25 protein-coding genes are annotated in these 25,687 nt (G+C 50.8%); 22 read left to right on the forward strand and 3 right to left on the reverse strand.

Annotated features, from left to right (window positions below):
- The first annotated feature begins 164 nt into the window (after nucleotides 1-164).
- The 17 genes from CAG65_RS05250 (at nucleotide 165) to CAG65_RS05325 (ending at nucleotide 19,227) form a co-directional block, all read left to right on the forward strand.
- Complete coding sequence (locus tag CAG65_RS05250; RefSeq protein ID WP_021706133.1) at nucleotides 165-779, forward strand: thermostable hemolysin; 615 nt, start codon at nucleotides 165-167, stop codon at nucleotides 777-779.
- Nucleotide 780: 1 nt separating this feature from the next.
- On the forward strand, nucleotides 781-2,262 hold the full coding sequence (locus tag CAG65_RS05255) for an AMP-binding protein (RefSeq protein WP_161452654.1): 1,482 nt from the start codon (nucleotides 781-783) through the stop codon (nucleotides 2,260-2,262).
- A 12-nt stretch (nucleotides 2,263-2,274) separates the two neighbouring features.
- Entirely contained in the window at nucleotides 2,275-2,958 is a 684-nt protein-coding gene (locus tag CAG65_RS05260; RefSeq protein ID WP_161452656.1) for a TenA family transcriptional regulator, read from the forward strand.
- A 10-nt stretch (nucleotides 2,959-2,968) separates the two neighbouring features.
- Complete coding sequence (locus CAG65_RS05265) at nucleotides 2,969-3,778, forward strand: SDR family oxidoreductase (RefSeq protein WP_161452658.1); 810 nt, start codon at nucleotides 2,969-2,971, stop codon at nucleotides 3,776-3,778.
- A 9-nt stretch (nucleotides 3,779-3,787) separates the two neighbouring features.
- A complete protein-coding gene (locus CAG65_RS05270; protein WP_161452660.1) occupies nucleotides 3,788-4,420 on the forward strand; it encodes a tetratricopeptide repeat protein in 633 nt (210 codons plus the stop codon).
- A 2-nt stretch (nucleotides 4,421-4,422) separates the two neighbouring features.
- Nucleotides 4,423-5,079 carry a response regulator gene (locus CAG65_RS05275; protein ID WP_161452662.1) on the forward strand — a complete coding sequence of 219 codons (657 nt, stop codon included), beginning with the start codon at nucleotides 4,423-4,425 and terminating at the stop codon, nucleotides 5,077-5,079.
- Complete coding sequence (locus tag CAG65_RS05280; protein ID WP_161452664.1) at nucleotides 5,069-6,469, forward strand: ATP-binding protein; 1,401 nt, start codon at nucleotides 5,069-5,071, stop codon at nucleotides 6,467-6,469. The genes CAG65_RS05275 and CAG65_RS05280 overlap by 11 nt, the downstream gene beginning before the upstream one ends.
- A 157-nt stretch (nucleotides 6,470-6,626) precedes the next feature.
- Entirely contained in the window at nucleotides 6,627-7,823 is a 1,197-nt protein-coding gene (locus CAG65_RS05285) for an MFS transporter (protein ID WP_161448704.1), read from the forward strand.
- A 254-nt stretch (nucleotides 7,824-8,077) separates the two neighbouring features.
- A complete protein-coding gene (locus tag CAG65_RS05290; RefSeq protein ID WP_161448700.1) occupies nucleotides 8,078-9,736 on the forward strand; it encodes an ABC transporter substrate-binding protein in 1,659 nt (552 codons plus the stop codon).
- Between the two features lie 271 nt (nucleotides 9,737-10,007).
- A complete protein-coding gene (gene ectA, locus CAG65_RS05295) occupies nucleotides 10,008-10,559 on the forward strand; it encodes a diaminobutyrate acetyltransferase (protein WP_021706124.1) in 552 nt (183 codons plus the stop codon).
- A 28-nt stretch (nucleotides 10,560-10,587) separates the two neighbouring features.
- Entirely contained in the window at nucleotides 10,588-11,853 is a 1,266-nt protein-coding gene (gene ectB / locus CAG65_RS05300; RefSeq protein WP_161452666.1) for a diaminobutyrate--2-oxoglutarate transaminase, read from the forward strand.
- Nucleotides 11,854-11,863: 10 nt separating this feature from the next.
- Nucleotides 11,864-12,250, forward strand: coding sequence for an ectoine synthase (locus CAG65_RS05305; protein ID WP_161452668.1), 387 nt, complete (start codon nucleotides 11,864-11,866; stop codon nucleotides 12,248-12,250).
- A 66-nt stretch (nucleotides 12,251-12,316) separates the two neighbouring features.
- Nucleotides 12,317-13,735, forward strand: coding sequence for an aspartate kinase (locus CAG65_RS05310; RefSeq protein WP_161452688.1), 1,419 nt, complete (start codon nucleotides 12,317-12,319; stop codon nucleotides 13,733-13,735).
- A 259-nt stretch (nucleotides 13,736-13,994) separates the two neighbouring features.
- On the forward strand, nucleotides 13,995-15,464 hold the full coding sequence (locus CAG65_RS05315) for a multiheme c-type cytochrome (RefSeq protein WP_161452670.1): 1,470 nt from the start codon (nucleotides 13,995-13,997) through the stop codon (nucleotides 15,462-15,464).
- 47 nt (nucleotides 15,465-15,511) lie between these two features.
- A complete protein-coding gene (locus tag CAG65_RS05320) occupies nucleotides 15,512-16,090 on the forward strand; it encodes a NapC/NirT family cytochrome c (protein ID WP_161452671.1) in 579 nt (192 codons plus the stop codon).
- A gap of 210 nt (nucleotides 16,091-16,300) precedes the next feature.
- Nucleotides 16,301-17,686 (forward strand): hypothetical protein, encoded by a 1,386-nt coding sequence (locus CAG65_RS22050; protein WP_202599273.1) that lies wholly within the window; start codon nucleotides 16,301-16,303, stop codon nucleotides 17,684-17,686.
- A 62-nt stretch (nucleotides 17,687-17,748) separates the two neighbouring features.
- Entirely contained in the window at nucleotides 17,749-19,227 is a 1,479-nt protein-coding gene (locus tag CAG65_RS05325) for a hypothetical protein (protein ID WP_161452673.1), read from the forward strand.
- A gap of 74 nt (nucleotides 19,228-19,301) precedes the next feature.
- On the opposite strand, the gene CAG65_RS05330 is transcribed toward CAG65_RS05325, so the two are convergent.
- Entirely contained in the window at nucleotides 19,302-19,658 is a 357-nt protein-coding gene (locus tag CAG65_RS05330; protein WP_021706116.1) for a hypothetical protein, read from the reverse strand.
- A gap of 251 nt (nucleotides 19,659-19,909) precedes the next feature.
- Here CAG65_RS05330 and CAG65_RS05335 point away from each other — a divergent pair, with 251 nt between their 5' ends.
- The gene (locus tag CAG65_RS05335) at nucleotides 19,910-20,803 is read left to right on the forward strand and encodes a DMT family transporter (RefSeq protein ID WP_161452675.1); all 894 of its coding nucleotides are present in this window, start codon (nucleotides 19,910-19,912) and stop codon (nucleotides 20,801-20,803) included.
- Between the two features lie 101 nt (nucleotides 20,804-20,904).
- Nucleotides 20,905-21,423 carry a DUF2799 domain-containing protein gene (locus CAG65_RS05340; protein ID WP_161452677.1) on the forward strand — a complete coding sequence of 173 codons (519 nt, stop codon included), beginning with the start codon at nucleotides 20,905-20,907 and terminating at the stop codon, nucleotides 21,421-21,423.
- Here CAG65_RS05340 and CAG65_RS05345 read toward each other — a convergent pair.
- On the reverse strand, nucleotides 21,420-22,160 hold the full coding sequence (locus tag CAG65_RS05345) for a DeoR family transcriptional regulator (RefSeq protein ID WP_161452679.1): 741 nt from the start codon (nucleotides 22,158-22,160) through the stop codon (nucleotides 21,420-21,422). The two genes, CAG65_RS05340 and CAG65_RS05345, sit on opposite strands and share 4 nt — an antisense overlap.
- Nucleotides 22,161-22,338: 178 nt before the next feature.
- Between CAG65_RS05345 and CAG65_RS05350 the strand changes: the two genes are divergently transcribed.
- Genes CAG65_RS05350 through CAG65_RS05360 form a run of 3 tightly spaced genes read left to right on the forward strand, consistent with a single transcriptional unit; the run spans nucleotide 22,339 to nucleotide 25,158 of the window.
- On the forward strand, nucleotides 22,339-23,307 hold the full coding sequence (locus tag CAG65_RS05350; RefSeq protein WP_161452681.1) for a hypothetical protein: 969 nt from the start codon (nucleotides 22,339-22,341) through the stop codon (nucleotides 23,305-23,307).
- A gap of 11 nt (nucleotides 23,308-23,318) precedes the next feature.
- A complete protein-coding gene (locus CAG65_RS05355; protein ID WP_161452683.1) occupies nucleotides 23,319-23,648 on the forward strand; it encodes a hypothetical protein in 330 nt (109 codons plus the stop codon).
- Between the two features lie 28 nt (nucleotides 23,649-23,676).
- Nucleotides 23,677-25,158, forward strand: coding sequence for an alkaline phosphatase D family protein (locus tag CAG65_RS05360; RefSeq protein ID WP_161452685.1), 1,482 nt, complete (start codon nucleotides 23,677-23,679; stop codon nucleotides 25,156-25,158).
- 46 nt (nucleotides 25,159-25,204) lie between these two features.
- On the opposite strand, the gene CAG65_RS05365 is transcribed toward CAG65_RS05360, so the two are convergent.
- Complete coding sequence (locus tag CAG65_RS05365) at nucleotides 25,205-25,687, reverse strand: MarR family winged helix-turn-helix transcriptional regulator (protein ID WP_161452686.1); 483 nt, start codon at nucleotides 25,685-25,687, stop codon at nucleotides 25,205-25,207.

The raw sequence follows: 25,687 nt of genomic DNA on the forward strand, positions 1-25,687 counted from the left end.
CTTCCCGGTCTGAGGATAACCACCCTATCCATTCCAGTCTCATATTAAATTTATCTTTATTTTCAGTCAGATAAATTAATTTGGCATTTAAATTCTGTTCCTTAAGTCTTTCTTAAGTTTCGCCCGTTAACTTGATATTACTCACCAAATACGAGGGCACACGAATGAGAGACGACTGTTCCGCTTCATCACTCAATCTGGAAATCGTGGATCACCATCATGCGCTGTGGCCAGAGGTCACACAGCAAATCACTCGTCGTTATCAGCAAGCCTTTGATGCCAGACTGTGCTCATTTATGCCGGCTTTCATGGCACTGATGATGGACAACGAAATTAAATCTCTGTGCGGCTTTCGCATGGCACACAATGAGCCGCTGTTTCTGGAACAATATCTGGATGAACAGGCTGATGTGCTGTTGAGCCACACCTTTAACACCCATATCCAAAGGACACAGTTGATTGAGTTTGGTCAGTTGGCGTCGTTTACCAATGGCATTTCGCCACTGCACTTTTTGCTGATGACAGAAACCTTAGTCGAGCTAGGGTTTGAATGGTGCATTTTCACCGCTACCGACCCATTGCACGCGCTGATGCGGCGCTTAGGTTTGCGTCCGCAAGTGATAGCCGAAGCCGACCCAAGCCGCATTCCACAAGCAGGAACCATATGGGGAACCTATTACCAGCATCAACCACGCATTCTGGCGGGCAACCTGCAACAAGGGTTAACGCTACTGCGCGCCCAGCGTCAGGGTTTGACCAACAAAGTCATCGGAGGCTGATATGAACGCTATTCTCAATGCGCTGGCTCATCATGCCCGTCAGACTCCAGAAAAACTGGCCTTTTTTGGCCACGACGCACAGCAGAACCCGCACTCTCTGACTTACCAACAACTGGCTGAGCAAGTCGATCGGGTAGCCGAACAACTGCGTCGTTTGGCACCTCAGTGCATCGCGCTACGCGCTGAAAACAGCCTTGACTGGGTCGTGGTGGATCTGGCAGCCATGCAAGCGGGTATTGCCATCGTGCCCGTACCGACGTTTTTCTCCGACACGCAAACCCAGCATACCTTACTGGCATCCGGTGCTGACCTGCTGATTGGTGACTGGCCAGGTCAGGGAGACGAGATTGAGGAACTCAGTCATCTGTCGGTGCGGCGTAATCCGTTCGCAGTGCACGCCGAACGCCTCGCCGGCACCAGCAAAATCACGTTTACTTCCGGCTCCACTGGCGCTCCTAAAGGGGTGTGCCTGAGCAATACTAACCTGACAAACGTCACGACAGCGCTGGCCGCAAAGATGGACGCGCACCACAAAACACACTTGGTGCTACTGCCCCTTTCCACCTTGTTGGAAAACATCACTGGCATATACGTGCCTCTGCTTGCTGGCGTGACCAGTACGATTTTCTGTGGTCCTCATGTGGGACTGACCGGTTCCAGTCAGTTCGATGCCACTGCCCTGGCGTCAGCGCTGGCTAGGTACCAGCCGGCCAGCTTAGTGTTAACGCCCGCACTGCTGATGGCGCTGATCCATATCATTCAGGCACAACCTGCATTGGCTGAGCCACTGCGATTTGTGGCGGTCGGCGGAGCCCGGGTGGCCCCTGAACTGATGCAAACTGCGCATCAATTGTCCATTCCGGCCTATGAAGGTTATGGCCTGTCGGAATGCGCATCTGTTGTCTGCCTCAATACCCCGCATGCATTTCGACCCGGCAGTTGCGGTCAGGTACTGGAGCATGTCGAGATCCGTGTTGATAAGAGCGGAGAGCTGCTGGTACGAGGCAATATCGCACTCGGATACCTTGGCGAGCCCTTTCAGCAGACCTGGCTACCGACCGGCGATTTAGCCGCCATTGATACCGACGGCTTTGTACATCTGATGGGCCGAAAGAAAAATCAAATCATCACCAGTTACGGACGCAACATTTCTCCGGAATGGATTGAATCTCAGGCTCAGATCTTCCTTCCCGGCAGCACCTTGATTGTCACCGGCGATGCCGAAGCAAGTTTGACCGCGGTGACTACTCGACAGCCGTCACTGGAAGAGAAAATCGCTCAACTGAATGCCACATTGCCAGATTATGCCCGCATTGGACGCCTGATCGTGGTCAATGACCTGCGCCAGCGGCCAGATTGGTTTACTGACAACGGACGCCCGAAAAGACAACACATTGAAGCCTGGGTGAAACAACTGGCGCCGGTAACCCCTCAACCAAATATTGAAATCCGTACACTCGCTAACGCTGAGTCCAATCGCTAACAGGAGCAGAAAATGAGTTCATTCTTTCAGACCTTAAAACTGGAAACCCAACCGGCACAACAGATCATGCTTCAGGCGCCCGTATTTGAAGCGTGTGCCCGCGGAGAAATAAGCCGTGAGATGTACATCGCGTTTCTGACTCAGGCGTTCCATCACGTCAAACATACCGTGCCTCTGTTAATGGCATGCGGAGGCCAGCTGGACGCTCAACACGAATGGGTACGTGAAGCATTAGCGGAGTACATCGATGAAGAGAAAGGCCATCACGAATGGATCCTGAATGACATCCGAGCCTGTGGTGGGGACGCCGAGGCCGTGCGACAGAATCGCAGCGAGGGCAAAGCGGGAAGCGCCATTGAGCTGATGGTCGCCTACCTCTACCACCAGATTGACCGCCACAACCCGATGGCACTGTTTGGCATGGTATGGGTATTGGAAGGCACCAGTGTCGGGGTCGGCGGACAGATGGCCTCGCTGGTAAGAGCCACGCTCAATCTGCCCGACGAGGCGATGAGTTACCTGACGTCACACAGTGAATTGGATCAAGGCCACATCCGCTTTTTCGAAACACTCATGGATAACGTCACGGATCCAGCGGACCAACAGGCCATCATCGACTCCGCTAATATGGTCTTTCACCTCTACGGCCAGATGCTGCGTGACTTGTCAGCCACGACCGCTCAGCAAGCCGCATGAGGAGTTGCACATGCAGATAGACAACAGCCACATCCTGCTCACCGGGGCATCAGGCGGCATTGGTCGTGCGATCGCGCATAAGCTGGCCACCAAAGGCGCTCATTTGCTACTGGTCGCCCGCAACGCGGAAAAACTGGCTCAGTTGCAGGCAGAATTACCTCATCCAGAGCGACACGACTGCCTCAGCGCTGATCTGGCGAGTGCAGAAGGCTTGGAGACGCTGCGTCAAAGAGCGCAACAAGATCTTCAGGACAACCAACGTATCAGCGCCGTGATCAACAATGCCGGCAGCAATCAGTTTCGCTTTCTGGCTCAGCGCAGCAGCGACTCCATCGAGCAGGAAATCCGCCTCAATCTGCTTACCCCGATATGGATAACGCAGAGCGCTTTGGCTTGGCTGAGCCGCCCCGGCATTATTCTAAACATCGGTTCGACGTTCGGATCGATTGGCTATCCAGGTTACGCCAGCTACTGTGCAGCCAAAGCCGGGGTGCATCGCTTCAGCGAAGCCATGGACAGAGAGCTGGACGGAGCTGGCGTCCGGGTTCTCTATCTGGCTCCCAGGGCAACCAACACCGAACTGAACAGTGCCGTGGTCAATCAGATGAATCAGCAGTTGGGTAACCACAGTGACGCACCGGAGGTGGTAGCTTCACATGTCATCGCCATGCTTGAAAAAGAGCATACGGCCAAGTGGATCGGCTGGCCGGAAAAATTGTTTGCTCGCATCAATCAAGTGTTGCCCGGCATCGTGACCAACGCGATTCGCAAGCAACAATCCACCATTCACCATTACATCAATCAAATCAGCAAACAGTGAGGGAACAACATGAAAACATGGTTAATGATCAGCGGCGTACTGAGTGTCCCCGCCCTGAGCAACAACGCCTTTGCGTCCGACAACGCTCTGAACAACATTCAACAGGAATGGGCACATTGCCAATATGAAGTGCAAGACAGCGACAAACAGCAGACCTGTTTTGAGATCGCCATAATGCACACTTCTCAGGCACTCAACCTCAAGCCTAACAACCCTGACCTCACTGTATGGATGGCCATTAACAAAGCGTCGCTGGCCGGTGCTAAAGGTGGATTAGGGGCATTATCTTTGGCGAAAGAATCAAAACGCTTACTCGAACAAGTCATTGATACAGCGCCCAAAACACTCGATGGGTCTGCCTACACCAGCTTAGGTTCGCTATACTACAAAGTACCCGGCTGGTCAATCGGGTTTGGCGATGACGACAAAGCCGAGGCCATGCTGAAAAAAGCACTCGAAATTAACCCCGATGGTATCGATCCGAACTATTTCTATGGTGATTTTCTGGCTGAAGACGGGCGCAAACAGGAAGCAATCAAATACCTGACCAAAGCGCAGCGCGCTGCCCCACGTCCGGATCGTCCGTTAGCCGATCAGGGGCGTCAGCAAGAGATTACCGCACGACTGGAGAGTCTCAAATAAACATGCGTTTGTTACTGGTTGAAGATGATGCCCTGCTGGGGCAATCCATGGTGACGTCGCTCAGCCGCCATGGGTACACGGTGGACTGGGTTCAGCAAGGCAGCGGCGTCACTGTGACGCTGAAAATGGAGCAATTTACCGCAGTGATCCTTGATCTGACCCTACCGGATATCGACGGTCTGGAGGTACTGCGCCAGATACGTACTGCAGGATACGATCTTCCCGTGATGATCCTCACCGCCAGAGACGACATCAATGATCGGGTCAAAGGGCTCGACGGTGGCGCAGATGAATACATCGGCAAACCCTTCGCTCTGGAGGAGTTGCTCGCCCGATTGCGCGTCTTGATCCGTCGCCAGTCAGGCAGTGCCAACGAGGTGATTCAGGTCGGTCCGCTGACATTGTCGCTATCAGAGCAAACCATCAAAAGCGCAGACTCTCCCCTAAAACTGACACGCAACGAATACAAGATCCTCGCCAACCTGATGACCAACGCAGGCCGGGTGATGAGCAAAGAGCAACTGCAACAATCTCTGCACGGTTGGGATGAAGGCAGCAGTGACAACGCCATCGAAGTTCACATTCACAACGTACGTAAAAAGGTGCCGGACAAAATGATCAAAAACATCCGTGGCGTGGGGTACATCATTGAAAAATAAAGCTGTTTTTTCAATCAAACGTCGCCTGACCGGATCCGTGATCCTGCTGGCGCTGGCGTTGGTGATATTGTCGCTGTATTACAGCTTTCAGGCAGCCCGGCATGAAATCAAAGAAGTGTATGATGCGCGTTTGGGTCAAACGGCCAAACTGCTGTTACTCACCACCTCGGTCTCTGCCACGACTTTGACTGATGAGGCCCACCAGCATCAGTTTGATCAATGGATGAACAGTATCCGGCGTTTGTCCGCCGCCGACGATGACAAAGACACGACTTACGGTCACCCCTACGAACAAAATATTCTGTTTCAGTTTTATCAGCACGATCGGTTGCTGTGGAGCTCTAACAAGCAAGTCGGCCCACTTAGCCCAGCACCGACGTTTGCCGGCTTTGGCAACCGGGATATCGAAGGTGAGCAGTGGCGCTTCTTTCAGTTGCACGCAACCGCGGATGAGTATGTGGTTGTTGCGGAGAAACACAGCATTCGTCAGGAGATGATTGATGAAATCGCTTTGTCCACCGCTCTGCCTCAGTTGATTCTGATCCCGGCCTTGATGGCGCTGCTGATATTTTTGATCGACAAAAACTTTCGACCGATTTCTGAGCTGCGGTCAGCCATCGCCCAACGCAGTGCCCACAAACTTGACCGAATCTACGTGGCAAACCAGACCCTGGAGTTGTCACCCTTGGTGGATACCTTAAACGAGTTGTTGGAGCAATTGGAACAGGCGTGGCAACGGGAGAAACGCTTTACCCGCATGGCCGCCCATGAACTCAAAACCCCGTTAACCATTCTAAGGTTGAACGCAGAAAATGCCATCAACAGTGAAACTCGCCATCAGTTAGAGCAGGATTTGGATAACATTCTCAAAGGGATTGATCGTACTGACCGGATGCTGCATCAGTTGCTGACGCTGGCGAAAGTGGAAAGCATCACCAATGTACACAAACAGCCCTGTGAGCTGAAAACGCTGCTGCAAAGCGTGGTCGCCGATTTAGCTCCTCTGGCATTGCGTCATCACCAAACCCTCAGTCTGGAGGGCGACAACGTCACCATCGACGGGGACGAAGTGCTGCTGGGCATTTTGTTCCGCAATCTGGTCGACAACGCCATCCGCTATTCCGGTGATCACAGTGTGATTGATGTCGTGATTAAACAACACGCCGACGGTATTGATGTGACGGTGTCGGATAACGGGGCCAATCTAAGCGATGAAACCAGAGATAAGCTGTTTGACAACTTCTATCGCGCCAATACGGAAAAGGGCGATGGTGCCGGTCTCGGCATGTCGATTACTCGAGATATCGCGCAATTGCACAACGCCAGCATTACCCTGCTGCCGCGCACGCAAGACAAGAACACCTTTCGGATAAGATTCAGCCAGGCTTAAACATCCAAGCCATTTCATAGGGAAGAGCTCTGACAATGCGCCGTCAGAGCACCTCGACATCACACAGCGTGTCTTCAAGGAGAAAAAAGGCTTTACCTCAAGTTAACTTTAGGTATTAAAGTATCTGCCGACCTCAAATACTCTACGGAGAATAACAATGAAAGACAAAACCCTTCCCTATCTTTGTGGGCGGTTCTTCGACGGCATCAGTTCTGGCTTATTCATGATGGCCCTCCCCTGGATCATGCTCAAACAACCCAATATGGGGGCGTTTGTTGCCCTCACTGCTCTCGCCTGTACTGCGGTCTCGTTTGTCCTTACGCCTTTTTTCTCCACTCTGACTGACCGCCATTCACGTAAAAACCTGCTGATTATGGTTCAGATTATTCAGTCTTCCACCGCATTTACCGTACTCGTGGCCTACTGGTTTGACGCAGGCAGTATCTGGCTACTGGCGGCCGCACAGTTATTGTTTTGGGTCAGCAGTAATATGGCCTGGAATGCCAACAATGCCTTCACTCAAGAAAACTACGCCAAACACGAGTACGCGCGCATTTCCGGCTATCAGGAAATTGTCTTGCAGGGCACCACGTTGGGCGCGGGCGCGATTGGGGTCATTCTACTGGAAATGTGGGGCGTGGTGGAATTTGCTCTGTTTGCCGCCGTGGCTTCCACCATTTCCGCCATCAGTTACGTGCTCACGCCCTATCACCGTCAACTGCGAGAGTCGACCAAAACACCGTTCATGGCCCAACTGGCCGAAAGCAAAATGATTTTCCGCCGCCAGCCGACATTCTACGCTTTTTTGCTGGTTTCGTGCCTCTCGTATCCGGTTCTGACTTACCTTGGTAAGCTGGTGCCGATCTGGTTTGCAGAACAGAATGTCTCCGGCAGTTGGGTGGCCGGGTATAACATTGCGTTTGGTCTTGGCTCACTCATGACCGGTCTGCTGGTCTCCCGTATCCTGACGCTGTTCCCACATCAGAAAATTATGCAATATTCTATGGTTATTTTGGGGGTGTTACTGCTAGCGATGAGCGGTTTCATGCAGCCTGTCTACATCATCATGCTGACGCTCGGGTTTGGCTTCTTTAACGCCCTCAACCGGATCGCACGGACCAACTGGATGCACCACACCATCTCTATCCAGCAGCGCGGCCGGGTTGATGGTGGCCTGGCGATGTTTGCCACTTCGGTGCAAAGTCTGAGCTACATTTTGATTGCTTTCCTTGCCGATGTAGGTGCCACCGATCTTGGCTTTGTGATCATTGGTGCTATCGTACTCACGGCCAGCCTTTACATGCTGCTCATCGGGCATCGGCTGGAAAAACAGCTCCATTTGATCCCTGCCTGAGCCACGATTTCGCCAGGCTTCGGCCTGGCAAAATCTCACTAAATTGAATACAGCCGCATAATTTGCGAAAAATAATGCAGTCCAAAGTTGTAAATATTCCTGTTTTTAGTTTTATAAATCATGCATCATATTGATGAATCTGTCCCAAGGATCCGTACAGATAAGGTTTATGGATGAACCCTTTATGACGAAGATGCGCATGACGCCATATCTTCGTCTATGATCCTGATAACACAATCTTTTCTGGAATTACGGTGAGCGAAGCAAACGTCAGAAGACTTCAACAACTCCTGGCCCGGTATGAGCCGGGCAAAGCGTATGATTTAGTTATTGAAGATCTTGAGGCCACGCTCTCAACGTCCCGCCGTAACATCTCCAACATCATGAAATCGCTCTCTGAGTTAGGTTGGGTCAACTGGAGCCCTTCTGTCGGCCGGGGAAAAACCAGCAAACTCACCGTTGTTCGTGACGTCAACGAAGCACTGATTGAGCTGATCACATCCGAACTGCAAAGTGGTCGTTTCACGCTGATCACTCGGCTGCTGGAAAGCTATGGCAGCATGGCGGTAACGGCGCTGTCGATCGCCACCGAATGCCAGAGCAACAAAAACCAGTCCGACGATCATCTGCTGATCGCACAATACCCCTGGGTTGATGTGCTCGACCCCGTCAGTACCTACAGGCTGGCGGAAATGCAGGTCATTAAAAGTATCTATGCAACCCTATTGCGGCAGGGTGACGACGGCGAAATTTATTCCTGCATTGCACATACCTGGGAGATGACCGGGAACACCATCACACTGTGGATTCGCCCCGACGTCATTTGCCACGACGGACAAAACCTCACTGCTGACGATGTGGTGTATTGCATTCAACGTTTGTGTCAGGTCGACGGACCGGTTCAGCACTTGTTTGAACAGGTCAAAGAGGCCAAAGTGAGTGGTTTACGCCAGGTCTCCCTGACGCTGGCGTACCCCAATCCCTTGTTTTTGTATGCTCTGTGCTCCAGCAATGCCTCCATCTATCGCAAACGCAGCGTCCACTTCTCCGCGAGCCACGCGGCTTTTGTCGGCAGCGGGCCTTTTGCGATTGCCAGCTGGGATAACGAGCAGCTGACACTGAAACGTCACCATCAGTTTTTCTGTCGCCGGGCGCTGCTGGAAAGCATCACGCTTTCCAGTAACGGCGATCTTGCTGAGCAATACCTGAGCTTCAATGATCATGAGGGCGAGAAAGAATCATTTGTCATCAATGCATTAAGTTATCTGACGGCCAACTACCGAGCCGGAGCGGATATCTCTCCAACAACTTTGTCTCAATTGATGGCCTTTATCGATCAGCAACGCCGTCATCACGATCCGGATAATGCCGTTATCGGGCTGAATTTTTCTCCGGCAATCACACCAGATACCCCCAGCGATATCCCTCAACTGAGTGGCAGACTGGTCTTAACTCAGCCTCCGCTGACGCTGCCCATCCTCAAGGAGATCGCTCAGTGGCTGCATCACACCATTCGTCTGACCGGTCTGACGCTGGAGATACTCGATCTGAACAACATCAGCGACCCCAGCACCGTCAGAGAACAGGCAGATATGCTGTTCATTGAAGAGATCATTGAACAACCTTATGAGTTCGGTTTGTATGAGTGGTTGCTGATTTCTTCCGGGCTGCGTTTCGCATACAGCGACGAGGAACGCCGGGATCACGAACGTCGGGTACAGCAGGCGCTGGCCAGTTCTTATCCACAAGCAGCGCTGGAAACAATTGAGCAAGATCTTTACCAGAGCTATCGTTTTTTGCCGCTGTTCAACGGCCGCGAAGAAGTCTACCGCACTGTGGAGGTTCAGGGTATCGATATCCGGAAAACCGGCTACAGCGAGTTCTTCAAATTGTGGATCGCTCATAACCGCTAAATTCCTCCATAACGAGGAAAGTACGGCGCCTTCCTCGTCACACATTTCTCCACTCAAATCCTCTCTCTTGCACCAAATTTGTGAAAACATGTCATTTTGATTACATGACTAATAATTACATGACAAATTAAATAAAATTTTAATATTCATTAAAAACACATAGTTAATACAAAATTACCGCTTAAAGTCACTTTGACAACTTGATCAACTCAATCAGTTATGTATCCTTTAAATGCAAATTTAATTCGAACTCTAATGAATTTTAAACAATATGTGGTACACAATGATCACGTCAGCACCCTGGGTAATGTACCCAGAAATTAAAACCAAGGAAGAACCCACCTGGCTGTTTCGCATGCCAGACAAGCATGATGGAGAGAGAGTTCACCAGTTGATTGCGTCCTGCCCACCGCTGGATGTCAACTCAGCATATTGCAACTTCCTCCAGGCATCGCATTTCAGACGCACCTGTGTGGTGGCCGAGAAAGGTGGCGATATTGGCGGATTTGTTTCCGGCTATCTCAAGCCAGGAAACGACAAAGAATTATTTATCTGGCAGGTCGCTGTTTCGCCGCGTTATCGCGGACAGGGCCTGGCCTTAAGAATGCTAAACCAACTGCTGGAACGCGAATCAGTCGAGCAGGTTGAGGTGATAGAAACCACCATCACTGAAGACAACCAAAGCTCCTGGGGTCTGTTTAAGAAACTGGATCGGGCCAATGGCGATCAAGGTAAAGTCACGACTTTCCTTGATGAAGACGAACACTTTGCAGGCAAACACGATACTGAGTATCTGTATCGCATTCCACTGACAAACTCTTAACTCACTAAAGGAAAAGAAAAGGTCCACAATGGATATTTTTAATCAGCAAGAGTCAAATGTACGCTCATACGCTAACAGTTTTCCAACCGTATTTACCTCAGCGAAAGGCAGCTGGTTGTACAACAACCAAGGCCAGCGCTATCTTGATTTTCTGGCTGGCGCCGGTTCGCTGAACTATGGACACAATAACGCTATCCTCAAGCAGGTACTTCTGGACTACATCGACAGCGATGGTCTGACCCACGGTCTGGACATGCACTCTGCTGCCAAAGAGGAATTCCTTACTGCGTTTACCCAATACATCCTGAAGCCGCGTAACCTGGATTACAAGCTGCAGTTTACTGGCCCGACAGGTACTAATGCGGTCGAGGCCGCTTTGAAACTGGCGCGCAAGGTCACTCAGCGTACCAACGTTGTGACTTTCACTAACGGTTTCCACGGCTGTACCACGGGTGCTTTATCTGCTACCGGTAACCAACACCACCGTGGCGGTGCGGGCATGCCTCTGTCGGGCATGAGTCGTTTGCCTTTTGAAGGTTATGCCGGCATTGATGGTCTGCAACTGTTTGAAACCATGTTGAACGATAATTCAAGTGGTCTGGACAAACCGGCAGCAGTGCTGCTGGAAACCGTTCAGGGTGAAGGCGGCTTGAATGCAGCCTCGAACGAATGGCTTCAGCGCCTGAACAAACTCTGTAAAGAACACGACATTCTGATGATCGTCGATGACATTCAGGCAGGTTGTGGCCGAACGGGTACCTTCTTCAGCTTTGAGCCTGCGGACATCGAACCAGACATCGTCACGTTGTCGAAATCCATCAGTGGTTACGGCCTGCCGATGGCGCTGGTACTGCTGAAACCGGATTTGGATATCTGGCTACCCGGCGAGCACAACGGTACATTCCGTGGCAACAACCATGCATTTGTAACGGCGACGAAAACCATCGAAACGTACTGGACCAATGATGAGTTTGAAAAACACATCGCCGAGCGAGCATCGCAGGTTACCCGTGCATTGCAGCGCACACTGCGTAAATACCCGAGCTTGTTCAGCCGCCTGAAGGGTCGCGGCATGATGCAAGGAATCGAGTGTAGCCGTGGCGAAATCGCTTCCGCCATTGCGCGCGAGTGTTTCGAAAATGGCATGATCATTGAAACCGCCGGCCCAGACGACGAAGTCGTGAAGTTCTTCTGTCCGCTGACCATCAGCGAGTCAGAACTTGAACAGGGTCTGCATATTTTTGAGCAGGCGGTCGACACTATCGCCCCTCAACTCACCCGTAAAGCGTCTTAAGGAGTAAAAGATGATCGTAAGAACCCTGGAAGAATGTCAAAACAGTGAACGTCGCGTGGTAGCAGACAACTGGGAAAGTGTCCGCATGCTGCTGAAAGACGACAAAATGGGTTTCTCATTTCACATCACGACGATCTATGCGGGAACCAATACGCACATCCACTATAAAAACCACCAGGAGTCGGTGTACTGCATGTCCGGCAGTGGCGAAATAGAAGTGATTGGCGATAAAACCTATCCAATCGAACCGGGTACGCTCTACATTCTGGACAAGCATGATGAGCATTACCTCCGCGCATTTGACGGTGGTGACATGGTCATGGCTTGCGTCTTCAACCCGCCGATTACCGGTGCCGAAACACACGACGAAAACGGTGTATACCCACTAGTGGAATAACCTCTTATCAGGGGCGAAAGCCCCTTTTTATTTGAACGAGAACACAATACAACCAAGGACTCAATGATGACTATTACCGTAGAGAAAATCGGCGGTACCTCCATGTCTGCATTCGATGCAGTGATCGACAACATTATTCTGAAACCAGAATCTCCCTACAACCGCGTGTTCGTGGTTTCCGCCTACGGCGGCATTACCGACGGCCTGCTGGAGTGTAAGCGTTCCGGTAAACCTGGGGTTTACCAGATGATCGCCAAACGGGATGAGGACTGGCATCAGTCGATGGCCGATCTTGAGCAGCGTATGTTGATGATCAACGAGAACTTGTTTGCCGATCCCATGAATCGTATCCGCGCGGATAAATTCATCCGTGCTCGCATCAGCGAAGCGACCAACTGCGTCGAGAACATTCTCGATACTTGTCAGTATAGCCAGTTTACCCTGCGCCAGTACTTGCCCCAGATTCGTGAATTTCTGGCATCACTTGGCGAAGTTCACAGTGCCTATAACCTGGCACTGAAACTGAAAACACTTGGCATTAACGCCAAATTTGTGGATTTATCCGGTTGGGAAAATCAGTTCGAGGGCGATCTCGATGAAGTCATCTCTGATGCGATGAAAGACATCGACTGCACCAATCAGTTACCGATCGTTACGGGTTATGCGTATTGTAAAGCGGGCCTGATGAAAACCTATGATCGTGGCTACAGTGAAATGACGTTCAGCCGGATCGCGTGCCTGATGGACGCCGAGCAGGCAATCATTCACAAAGAATACCACCTGAGCAGTGCAGATCCGCGTATCGTCGGACCGGAAAATGTTCACCCAATGGGACAGACTAACTTTGACGTTGCTGACCAGCTGGCCAACCTGGGAATGGAGGCTATTCACCCGAATGCGGCCTCAGGATTGCGTCAGAAAGACATCCCGTTACGGGTGAAAAATACCTTTGAACCGGACCACCCGGGCACACTGATTTCGACCAAGTTTAAGCCAAATAGCGACAAGATCGAGATCATCGCCGGTAAAAGCAAAGTCTTTGCGCTGCATATCTTTGATCAGGGCATGGTGGGAGCAGTCGACAATGTCAGTTACGACATGATGGAGATGATCTCCGACGCTCGAGTAAAACTGGTGAGCAAAGAGATGAACGCGAACTCGATCACTTACTACCTGAGTGGTAACACCAAAAGTCTCAATGAGTTGCTCTATCAGGCAGAAAAACGCTTCCCACAAGCCGCTATCACCGGCTCTATGGTTGCGCTGATCGCCGTCATCGGTGCTTACATCAATACTAACGAGGTGCTGAGCAAAGGCGTCCTGGCTCTGACAGGCCAGAGTATTTCGCCAATTGCTGTCCACTCTTCTATGCGTAACGTCAGCGTTCAGTTTGTGGTGGATGACGACAAGTACGAAAGCAGTATTTGTGCCTTGCACGACACGTTCTGCGGCGAACATTACGAGCGCCAGACAAAAGTCGCATAGTCGACAAACCATTAAACAACAGGGCCGACTGGCCCTGTTGTCTTTTCCTCACCATCCCGCTTTTCTCTTATCTAACCGCCCGTTACACCTACCCCTTTAGGGTTATTTTTATTCCGAGAACGTTATCTTGGTTACACTTTAACCACACTATTTTTGTGGCTTATACATGCCACTTATAGAATAGAAACGGAAAGTAAAGCAGTCGCCATAGAAAACAACTTTGCAGCAACGTACTGCATCCCTGTGAACGAGGTTCATTATGGAATTTGAACGGTTGACTAACAGGCCCGGGACACTTTGGTTGGTGGTGGTTCTGGCAATAATTACACTGGTTTTATCTTCTCATGTGGCCGCGCAACCTAAAGCGCTGGTCATGAAACCTTTTGAGCAGCTCAGCGCCGAAAGCAAAGAATGCGCTGCATGTCATAAAGACGAAAACCCGTCTTTGTACGCGCAATGGGGCCGCTCGAAGCACTACGGTGCCAACGTAGGTTGCTACGAATGCCACCAAGCTTCACCGAAGGATCCTGACGCCATTAAGCACCAGGGTTTTGACATTGCTGTAATTGTCTCGCCTAAAGACTGCGGCAGTTGTCATAGTCAGGAAGTCTCTGAGTTTTCCGCCAGTCACCATGCCAATGCAGGTAAAATCATCGGCTCACTGGATAATTTCCTTGCAGAAGTGGTTGAGGGATCGTTGAGCTTTAATGGTGCGTCTCCCGCAGCGGTCAATGGATGCTGGCAGTGCCATGGCTCAGAGGTCAAAGTACTTGAGAACGGCGATCTCGACCCGGCCACCTGGCCCAACACCGGGATCGGACGCATCAATCCAGACGGCTCCCTGGGTGCCTGTAGTGCCTGCCACCAGCGTCACGAATTCGACATGGTACAAGCACGCCGTCCGGAAGCGTGCGGAAAATGCCATTTGGGCCCAGATCATCCACAAAAAGAGATCTACGAAGAGTCCAAACACGGAATTAACTTCTTCGCGCATGTGGATCGCATGAACATGGACTCCGCCAAATGGATCGTCGGCGAAGATTACGACGCCGCACCAACCTGTGCCACCTGCCATATGTCCGCGACGCGAGAGCTGCCTGTGACACACGATGTCGGCAACCGGATTTCCTGGACACTGCGCCCGGCTGTGTCGGAAAAAATCGATGCAAAAGACAAAGCCATGGGTGTTGCAACGAAATCGTGGCAGGACCGCCGTGCCGATATGCAGAACGTTTGTGAGTCCTGCCATACCAAGTCGATGGTAGATAACTTCTATCAACAGTTCGATTCACTGGTCAATTTGTACAACGACAAATTCGCTAAGCCAGGGAAAGCCCTGATGGCCACATTGCAACAAGAAGGCATGCTGACAGAAACCGGATTTGACGAAGAAATTGAATGGACCTGGTTCTACCTCTGGCACCACGAAGGCCGTCGCGCACGCCACGGCGCAGCGATGCAGGCTCCGGACTACGTGCAATGGCATGGCCTGTATGAGGTCGCCGAGCGTTTCTACATCGAAATGGTGCCTCAGTACTTGGAAACCGTCGAGAAAGCCGAACACGCTGGTAATATCGAAGGCGCCAAACGAGCAAGAAAAGTGCTGGAAGAGATCCTGGAACGCCCGGAACACGCATGGTTCAGTGGCAAGGAGCCGGAATCAGTGAAGCGTGCCCGCAAAGAAGCGCAAGCGGCCTTTAAAGCCCGCTATCTGGATGAAAGCAACTAACAACTCCGGAACGGCAGGTAGACCTACCTGCCTCCTGAGGAGGAAGCATGGGAAACAACACCTCCCGTAATGATGCGTTGTCCAGGAAACAGCGATTATGGCGATGGCTGAAGAAGCCATTGCTGCTCGGCATACCAGTAGGCATATTTGTTCTGCTTACCGGCTTAGCCGGTTTTCAGGGTGTGATGGTGGCATCAAACCAGAATGCGTTTTGTTTCAGTTGTCACCTAAAAATGGACACCATCGTTCAGGAATATAAAGCCTCGCCACATTACATTGATGAGCAACACGTTCTGGCGACTTGCGCTGACTGTCATGTTCCACACGAGTTCGTCGATAAAATGAAAGTCAAAATCATGGCCACTGCAGATATCTACTACATGTTGGCTGGCACCATCACCAAGGAGAATTTTGAACAACAGCGCCCTCGACTGGCGCATATGGTCTGGGACGACATGGTCGCGAACGACTCGGCAAACTGCCGACATTGTCACGTGGGCGACAACTTCGATCTGAGCCAGCAGCCTCAGCGAGCCAGACTGAATCATGAGTTGATGGAGAAACGTGGTGAAACCTGTATCGACTGCCATACGGGGATCGCCCACAAACGCATCACCATCGAATAGCCTTATTGCCCTCCCTCTGCCCTCTTTATTCCCTCACATGTAAAGAGGGCATTTCATACCAAGTCATTAACAAGGTAGATACAAAATCACAAAACCATCACTAAAAACAGGCAAGAGCCGGCATCATCCCTTCGTGTTTTAATCCACATAAAATTTGTACGATCTGAGTTCTATAAAAAACACTGTTTAATAAAAAGTACAGGATTCAGAATGAACAAGACAATAACCTTATTAGCAATATCGAGCCTGGTGTTAAGTGGATGTGGCGGCGGTGGCGGCGGAAGCAGCAGTGACAGCAAACCCGCAGCACAAACTGGTGAAGTAAAGTACGACCTGTCCCAGGCCTTCAAAGACTACTACCAGGCCAGCGCTATCCTGAATCTGGGTCAAGTTGGCGAAAGCGTGATTCATCCTGCCAACTACCGTCTGTTAATGGACAGCCAGGATCAGGTCATTGACTACAGTTTGTCTGCCGAACCCAGCAACAGTGTATCGAAATGTCAGCTCGCACCGTTTACTCCGTCATTAAAAGCAAAAACAAACTACGCTGATGACAACGCGATGACTTTGGAGAAACTGGGGAATCAACCGCTTTTCTTAATGAACATTGAAGGTATCCCAGCCAAATACAGCGAATCCACGTGTCAGTACGTAGACGTCAACCGCAGCTCAAACGAAAGTACCTCGAAAAATGTACTGGCGCTTGCCAATCAGGCAGGCGTCGTGAAAGAACTGGACTTTACGATTGAAAAAATCCTCGCTCGCGGTGATCTGACCAATAACCTTTCAGACTACACTCTGGCAATTTCAACCACAGGCGACGTGTATCAGCTTGGCCTGAACAGTGCCAACGGCGAACCCGAAGTGAAAAAAGTCGCATCGACAGGGAGCACACGCTGGCAGCAGGCAACATCCGATTATCTGGTCTCTGATGTCAAAGACTACAACATCAAACTGTACTCATTGAAAGACAACAAAGCGTATAACTTTGTCGCCAAAGAGAATGTCGAGAGGCTTGCCATTGCTAACTCAACTCTGGCAAACAGCGAATTTATCTACACCAAATACTACTCTAGCACGAAGCTGTTTATCTTGGAGCTCGACAGCAGTACCGACCTATTGATCAACACCCGTGAAGTGCCAGCAGCGCTGATTGACCCGATTACCACTACGGATTACTCGGTGAATGACAACACCTGTCAAGTCACGTTTGGCGGTACCACAGAAACCATCTACGATGATTCCGACGCCTCATACTTCAACGGAAACCTGGCAACGAAAGACATCGCTGATTTCTTTATCTGCCAGTCAGATAACCGTAAAACACTGGCAGTACGCCAGGTCAACAAATCAACGGGTGATTCAAAAAACTACAACCTGTTTACTTTTACTTCTGACAAAGTCATCACCTTTGATAAAGCACTTGTCGCGGCCAACAACGCAGTGTACGTCAGTGCTGGTGAAGGTTACTTAGGCGCCTCCAACTACGAAGCGTACAAACTGGATTCGGCCAACAACCAACCTGTGTTGCTATCCGACCTCAGCAACGTACCCAGCGGCATGGTCATTACCCACGTGGATTCTATCGTCAAGTAATCTACTGACCGGGAAGCCTGTCGTGGGCTTACCCGGTTTTCCATCGATGACAGGATAAAATAATGAATATTCAACACCTGATTCTTCTTTCTGTCTTTGCAAGCTTGGTAGCTTGTGGGGGCGGCGGTGGCGGGAGCAACAACAGCACACCAGCCCCTTCCCCAACCACCCGCAGCGTATCCGGGACCGCAATCGACGGCTACATCAAAGGCGCCACGGCATTTTTGGACCTGAACTACAACGGCCAACTCGACAGCGGTGAACCGAGCAACATCACGGATACGGAAGGGAATTACCGGCTGGCTATCACTGGGGGCAACGCAGACTGCGTCGACTACGCGCCGATCGTCGTCAATGTCCCTGTTGGCGCTATTGATGCCGACCATCCAGACACCCCAATCAGTGAGGCTTACCAGCTGGTGTACCCGCCGGTCAAAGCCATCAGTGATAACGCCACCATCAAGTCCACTACGCCATTAACCACGGTATTGTGGAACCAGATTCAGCAAGACATTCACAAGCAGTCTCTCAACAGTTGTCAGGCGCTGAAACAGGCTATTAACAGCCAGAATCAAATTGTCCAAAATATCAAAGAGCAAGAGCTGCGTATTGCGCAGCGCTACAACATTGACGTCAGCGACTTGTATGGCGACTTTGTGAAAAGTCAAAGTGCCGAGCTGTATCAACTGGCGCAAAACTTGATGCCAGCCATCAAGCGCTCATACGAAGAAACCAAACAGCTGCAATTGGCCTACCCGACGGCACAACGGGCGTATGTGGATTACTATTGGGAATACTGGGACTACACGGCAAAACAAACCGTCGACAAATGGTATCGCAAAGAAACTGTTCTTTATGCCAACAAGCTCAGCAGCATCACGCAGCAGGTGAGCGCTGATCTGGACAATCCATTGCAACTCAAGGAGCGAATTGAGCGCAATACCAAACAGGTCGATGGATTAACTTACAGCAAAGAAGCCTGGCTGTATCTGGGGACAACGTCCGGTACTTATCGTTGCCTGATTGATGAAACGTTTGCCCAGCAACCACAAGCCAATGCCCTGACCATTTATGGCATCGCCAACCGCTCATTCACCGACGCCACCGAAGACAGCTGGCAGGAGTGTGTGAACAACAATGTCGGCAACGATTACTCACAACAGCTTTACACTGCGATTTACGACAATGAACGAGATCAAATGTTGTTGAGTAAAGGAAACTACTACTACCAAAAGAACCCGAAATATCCGGATTTGGTGAACCTGCAAGATCGTTTGGATAGCTATCAGCGAGGCGATCTTGATGTATTGAGTAACCTCTCAGCGGAACTGAGCAATACACAAGATCATGGCGCTGATAGCTGGTCTCGTGAAAAATATCAGTACATCAAGAACGGCACCAACGATTACACCGGGATACTGACTATGCGGTACTCCAGTGGTTTGTGGACGCAGGAGCATTTTTACCAAAACGGCACCCGAACTTACCAATGCTCCGATGACGGCAGTAGTTGGTCTGCAGAAAACTGTCCAAAAGAATAATAAGTCCCCTAACAATTAGCCACCTGACGGTGGCTTTTTTTCGCAGGCGATTGAGGATGCTCAATAAGGACGATTTAGGCCAGATTAAAAAACAACTCATCGTCAGTCATATAGCGGTGCTTCGATCCCATGTTTCGCAGATGCATAAACATAAAATCAGGGAAACCGGGCGCAATCATGTCGTTGGGTTCCCAACAAATACCACCAATGAAAATATAACGCCCCTGACACTCATCGGTGTGAAGCGGATTGTTGAGTGGTGTCGACAATTCCGCTCTGACGCCTTCCACCACACACACGATCTGCCCTTTGACCACGCCAACAACGCGTTTGACCAGGTTGGCTTTAATACCACAACGCCAAGCCTGACGAGTGGCCATTTCATAACCCTGTTTTCTCACCCCTTTCTGGATGTGCACTATCAGATTCATCCGGGAACTCCCGAGTTAACATCCCGTTACTATAACTTAACTAAGTGTACGTCGCAGAGCGAGATTTTTATCGTCACCATCATGGGTGTTAATGGCGAATTTACATTGTAAAGATTCGTTGGCATTAACCGACATTCGCCAGATCCGGAACTGCAACCCAGATTCCGATTGATAAATCGCTCGCCTTAGTTCACATTGAAATCAATACGATAACGTCGCAGTGAGCGCGCAAAAATGAGTCAAGGATAGGTATGTCTGTAGTCAGTTTTTTTCAACTTCTCGGCCTCGCGGCCATCTGGGGCGGTTCCTTTTTATTTATGCGTATTGCTGCTCACAGCTTTGGCCCGGCGTATCTGATTGAAGCTCGCGTCGGTTTTGCGGCGTTAAGTTTGCTACTCGCCGCGTTGTATTTACGTAAAGGCTTGCCCCCTCGCCAGCATATTCGCCATTTCATGATTCTTGGCCTGATAAACAGTGCGATGCCATTCCTGTTGTTTGGTTACGCGGCGCAAACCCTGAACGTATCAACCTTATCAATATTAAACTCCACAGCCCCTATATGGGGGGCACTGATCGGCTATTTGTGGCACCGGGCACCACTGACCAAATCCGCAATTCTCGGAATGCTCATTGGTATTGCAGGCGTGTCCATTCTGGTTGGCTGGGATCTATCAGTCTCAGGTTACGACAAACTGATACCGATGATCGCCGCAACGTTGGCAGCCACCAGCTACGGACTGGCAACCAACTACACCAAAAATGCGCCACAAGTGTCCTCATTCGACAACTCCCACGGCAGCATGTGGGCAGCCACCTTATGGGTTCTGCCACTCCTGCCCTTTGTGCCGATGCAACAGACCCCAACCGGTACAGAAATGCTGTCCGTGGTTGCGCTCGGTGTGGTTTGTACTGGCATGGCGTATCTGCTGTATTTTAATCTGGTGCGTGATATCGGCCCTACGTCCACTTTGACCGTCACCTTTCTGATCCCAATTTTTGGCATTTTCTGGGGCTACCTTATCCTTGATGAACCCGTTGGCTTTAACACCATTGCTGGCACCGCTCTGGTGCTTGGCGGCACCATGCTGGTTACCGGCTTTTCCCCGGTTAAATTCCTGAAACGTCAAAGGATTAGCCAAGTATAACCAGCACCTTATCAGCTAAAATATTTTTCTATAATGTCTTAACAATTAAACACTGTTCGATTATGCTGTGAGTCTATTATTCAACAGAGGAATGGATCAGCATGAAGACGTCGCTGATGGCTCTATTTGCGGTAAGCACGCTTGCCGGTTGTTCAAGTATTAGTGTGGAAGAGTGTCAGACAGCAGACTGGTATCAAACCGGATATCGGGACGGCCAGAACGGCAATAATCCAAACATCGTCAATGATTACGCCTCCGATTGTGCGGAAGCCAACATTGTGGTGGATAAAGTGGCATGGCAAAAGGGTTTCTCTCAGGGTACACGACTTTACTGCGCACCCAACAACGGTTACGTGGTCGGCTCTCAAGGGCGAACTTACTACGGCGTATGCGATAGCGACCAATTCCTGAAAAACTATCAGCTCGGCAAACTGGAATACCAGCGTCAGCAACGGCTGACTGAGCTGAATAACCAAATCGCCGATCTTGACCGTCAGATTTCCTCAGCAGATAAAGGCGATTCAAAGAAGCTGGAAAGGCTTCGTGCGCAGCGCAAAGATCTGGCGCGTGAACGCTCGTCACTGCTGACGCCAAACGTTAACTTTCGTTTCGACTTCTAGCCCAGAATCACCGAGACACCATTCTGGCTTAAATACTCGATGTCGCCCTCAGGGGCGGCATCGTCTGTCAACAGCACAGAGACGGCACTGGTTGGTCCGATAGCCGACGGATAGATCTGACCAAACTTGCTCGAATCGGTCAAAACAATATTGCGCCGTTTCTTGGCGATAATCGCCGCCGCAATATCGGCACGCATCATATCGCGACTGGTAAATCCGGTATCCTGATGATAGCCATCAATGCCCAGAAAGGCAGTGCTAAAATGGATATTTTCAATACATAACCTGGTCAACGGCCCCACCAGGCTTTCCCCTTGATGCTGATAAACACCACCGAGCAAAATAATATTGGCCGATGTACTGCGTATCAAATGCGCAATGTACGCTGACGGCGTAATAATGGTCACGTCGCCACGTTCTGCCAGAGTACGCGCCAACAAAGCATTCGCACTTCCACCTTCAATCAGAACCGTTTCATTAGCCGCGACCAAATCCGCCGCTTTATTAGCCAACGCCTGCTTTATATCAAAACGAACCGTCAGACGGCTATCCATGTCATCACTTTGCAGTGCCATTGCGGCACCGTGTACCCGTTTTAAATAGCCCTGTTGCTCAAGAACATTCAAATCCTGCCTGATGGTTACTCCTGACACGCCGAGCAAGTCAGAAAGTTCCGTCACCTGCACGCGCTTGCGATCATTCACGACCTGCAGGATTTCATTTTGCCTTGAGTTCACCGTCTTCTCCGTTACGTATTAACTTTCATATCTTATCGCACACAGGTTTCATTTGAAACATCGCCCCGCTCGCGAATGCATTCATAAAATGAGCACTTCTTAACCAGAGTCACATCATTAATATGCATTTATGGTCATACTTATTCTTTCCCATACGCATTGAAAGGATATCACGCAGATGACACCTCCTTTACTCTTTCGCGGCGCACGCCTGGCTTGGCTGTTCATGGCGCTGGCGGTCAGCGCCTGCTCAACAACACCGACCGCCTATATTGCAGCCTACAGTAAAGATGCCACTCAGGTGACATCTCGGGTGCAAACACTTATCGATGATTACAACCGCTCAGCACGCAACGAAGAGCTGGCGACTCTGACCACCAGCCCACACAGCGTCACCAAAGATGCCTTAGCCGGAGCGGCGAGATCTGGGTTGCCAGACATTAACGCGGTCGCCCTGTTTCAGGCCAATCAAGCACTGCACCAGTATGCGCAGTCTCTGTTCCATCTGAGTATGACAGCCAGCGATCAGGCGGTTGCTCTGGCCAGTGTGGAACTGATTGAATCGTTGAACACGCTGAACAAATCGTACGAAAAACTCCAGTCAGAAACGCTACTGACCCAAGATCAAAGCGCGACCGGTGGACGGGTGATCGGCCAGCTCAGCGCCACTTACCTGCAAAACAAACGTGCCGACGCCATCAAAGCCGTTGTCATGGACGCGGATCCGCTGGTGCAAGAACTGACCGAACGTCTGGCAGCGGATATCCTCCGTCAGGACTTTATTCGCCGGCTTGAAATCGCGCGTGATACTGAGCTGTCGCTCTACCTGACAGCGGTCAACAACACATCACGCAGTGATTTATTACGGCGGCATGAGGCGGTTGAGCAAAGCTATGACAAGTATTCAGCCATGATGGCTAGCCTGGCGTCGGTGGAAGCAACCGCCAGCGCGCTGCGCGAAATGGCCCGAGCACATCATGTCATCGCCACCGAAGTCGCCGCGGATCGTTTCACCTCTGATGCCCTGAAGAAATCGGTCAGCGAACTGCACGCCACTCACAAGATGTTCGCCTCCCTCGAAGAAATGATGCAAACCTGCCCGAATCAGATAGTGGTTGGAGCCCGCTCCGCCCGTTGTCCGGAATGAGGAATTGAACCATGGATAAAACCGAGCTAAGAAATGAATTGTACGAAACATTGCTTCAAATCAATCAGTTGATGGCCGTCATGACCATAGGAAGTCGGGAGTATGACGAACTGTGGCACAAACAGCGTACCTTGAGATTGCAGTACTATGATCTGGTTAGTGCCTCTCTGACAGACACCAGTCAGGTGGCTGATGTGATGCATTTGCTGGGTGAACTGCGTCGCCAGAGCCAGCAGGCTCGCGACGATCTGAATAACCAAATCGAGCAGTTTGAAAGCGTAGCAAAGGTACTTAATACGGTTTCTAAAGTCAGCTCAGTGATGGCAGACGTCATTCGTTGAATACAAGCAGAAAATAAAGGAAGTCAGTATGCATAAAAAGCTTGTTCTTGGCCCGATCCTGGGACTGGAATCAGACCACCATTATACGGTCGTGGTGGTTACCGACCAATCAGCAGGCTCGGTAAATGTTAGCTATCCGCATCACCAACCCGTACCAGCCCAGCTGATTGGGGAGATCGACAATGGCAAAGTATGGCGCATGGAGCTCAACATTGATTCTGCGGGCGAGGAAACCATTGACTATACCCTGCAACAAGATGGCCTGACGCTACTCGATCAGCGTGGCAAGCAGCGCTGGTCGTTCTATGTTCCTGGCGACAAAGAGAAACCAAAGTTTGCGTACGCATCGTGTAACGGCTTCTCGGATTTAACCCTGATGAACAGCACCGAAGCACCTTTTCGGCTCTGGGAAACCATGGCACAGGAGCACCAGCGTGAACCATTCTCCCTACTCCTGATGGGGGGCGATCAGATATACGCCGATGCGATCTGGACCAAAATCACCGCATTGAAACGCTGGAATGAACTCGATCGCAAAGACAAGGTAAAACGCCGGGCCACTAAGGATATGACTCGACAAATTGATCGCTTCTACAGTGAATTGTATGTCGACCGCTGGAACAAAGAACCCATCGCCAGCATGCTGGCTTCTATTCCGTCGATTATGATGTGGGACGACCACGATATCTTCGATGGCTGGGGCAGTTATCCAGAAGACATTCAGACATGTGACGTCTATCAGGCCATTTTCCGTTCCGCGCGCAAACATTTCGAGTTACTACAAATCCGGGGCGTGCATAACCAGAGTTTAATGTCAGCAAATAACCAGCCTCGCACGCACTATGGCGCCGCCCTAAGCTTTCACGGCTACGATATTTTGGTGCTGGACAATCGCTCTGAACGCACCTTGTCTCAAGTCATGGGATCCGCTCAGTGGCAGTCCGTCACGAAATATCTAAAGCACAACAACAACCAGACTCTGCTGGTCATGAGCGCCGTCCCGGTTGTGTACCGGGACTTTTCCTTTGCCGAAAATGCCGTGGATGCTACGCCATGGGAAGAGGAGCTGACCGACGACCTCAAAGATCACTGGCGAGCGAAAGAGCATGAAGGAGAACGTTCACGCCTGATCATGCATCTGCTGGACAGCGGCACACGGCGTCAGGGGCGCAGTGTGATTTTATCCGGCGATGTGCATGTTGGCGCGTTAGGAGTTATCCGCGATCTGCGCAGTGCTGACAATCGTGCAGTGCATCAGGTCGTGTCATCCGGCATCGTGCACCCAGCGCCAAGTTATATGCAATGGCTGGGGATCTGCGCAATTACCAATGACCGTACAGAATATCTGGATGAGAATCATCACATTGTCGCCGATATGCTAAGGCCATACGGTTCAGACAAATACATTCGCGCACGTAACTTCGCGACGTTGCTGGAAGGTAGCGACCAGAAACTGTGGGTGAACTGGCTAACCGAAGGCAAAGACACCCCCGCCTTTCCGATACTCTGACCGTAAACTTGTTCGGGCCGACCGGCGCCATGGAGCGCCGGTTCGGTCATGATACATTGGCAACCAATACTTTTTTCAATAACATGGCCAACTGAGTTTTCTCGTCCTCTTCCAGCATATCCAACATGGTATTCATGTTTTCTACATGCGACTCGAGTGCGGCATCAAGCGCGCACTGGCCTTCTTCCGACAATCGTACTTTACAGCTACGGCGGTCGTTTTCACTGGCAATCCGCTCTATCAAACCACGTTGCACCAGCTTTTCAATCCGAGTACTCATCGCGCCGGACGATAACATCAGGGTTTGATACAACTCCGTTGGCGTCAGTGGCATTTGGCTGCGTCTTAGCGTCGCGAGAATATCGAACTCGATACAGCTCAACTGATGTGCCTCAAACACTGTTTCAAGCTGCTTTTGCCAACTTTGATTGACCCGGCGCAAGCGTCCGACAACTCCCATCGCAGAACAATCCAAATCAGGTCTGGCCTCACTCCACTGCCGCAAAATGCCGTCTACTGGGTCTTGCAT

The organism is Vibrio sp. V39_P1S14PM300 (assembly GCF_009904765.1).
In the GTDB taxonomy this organism is placed as follows: Bacteria; Pseudomonadota; Gammaproteobacteria; order Enterobacterales; family Vibrionaceae; genus Vibrio; species Vibrio proteolyticus.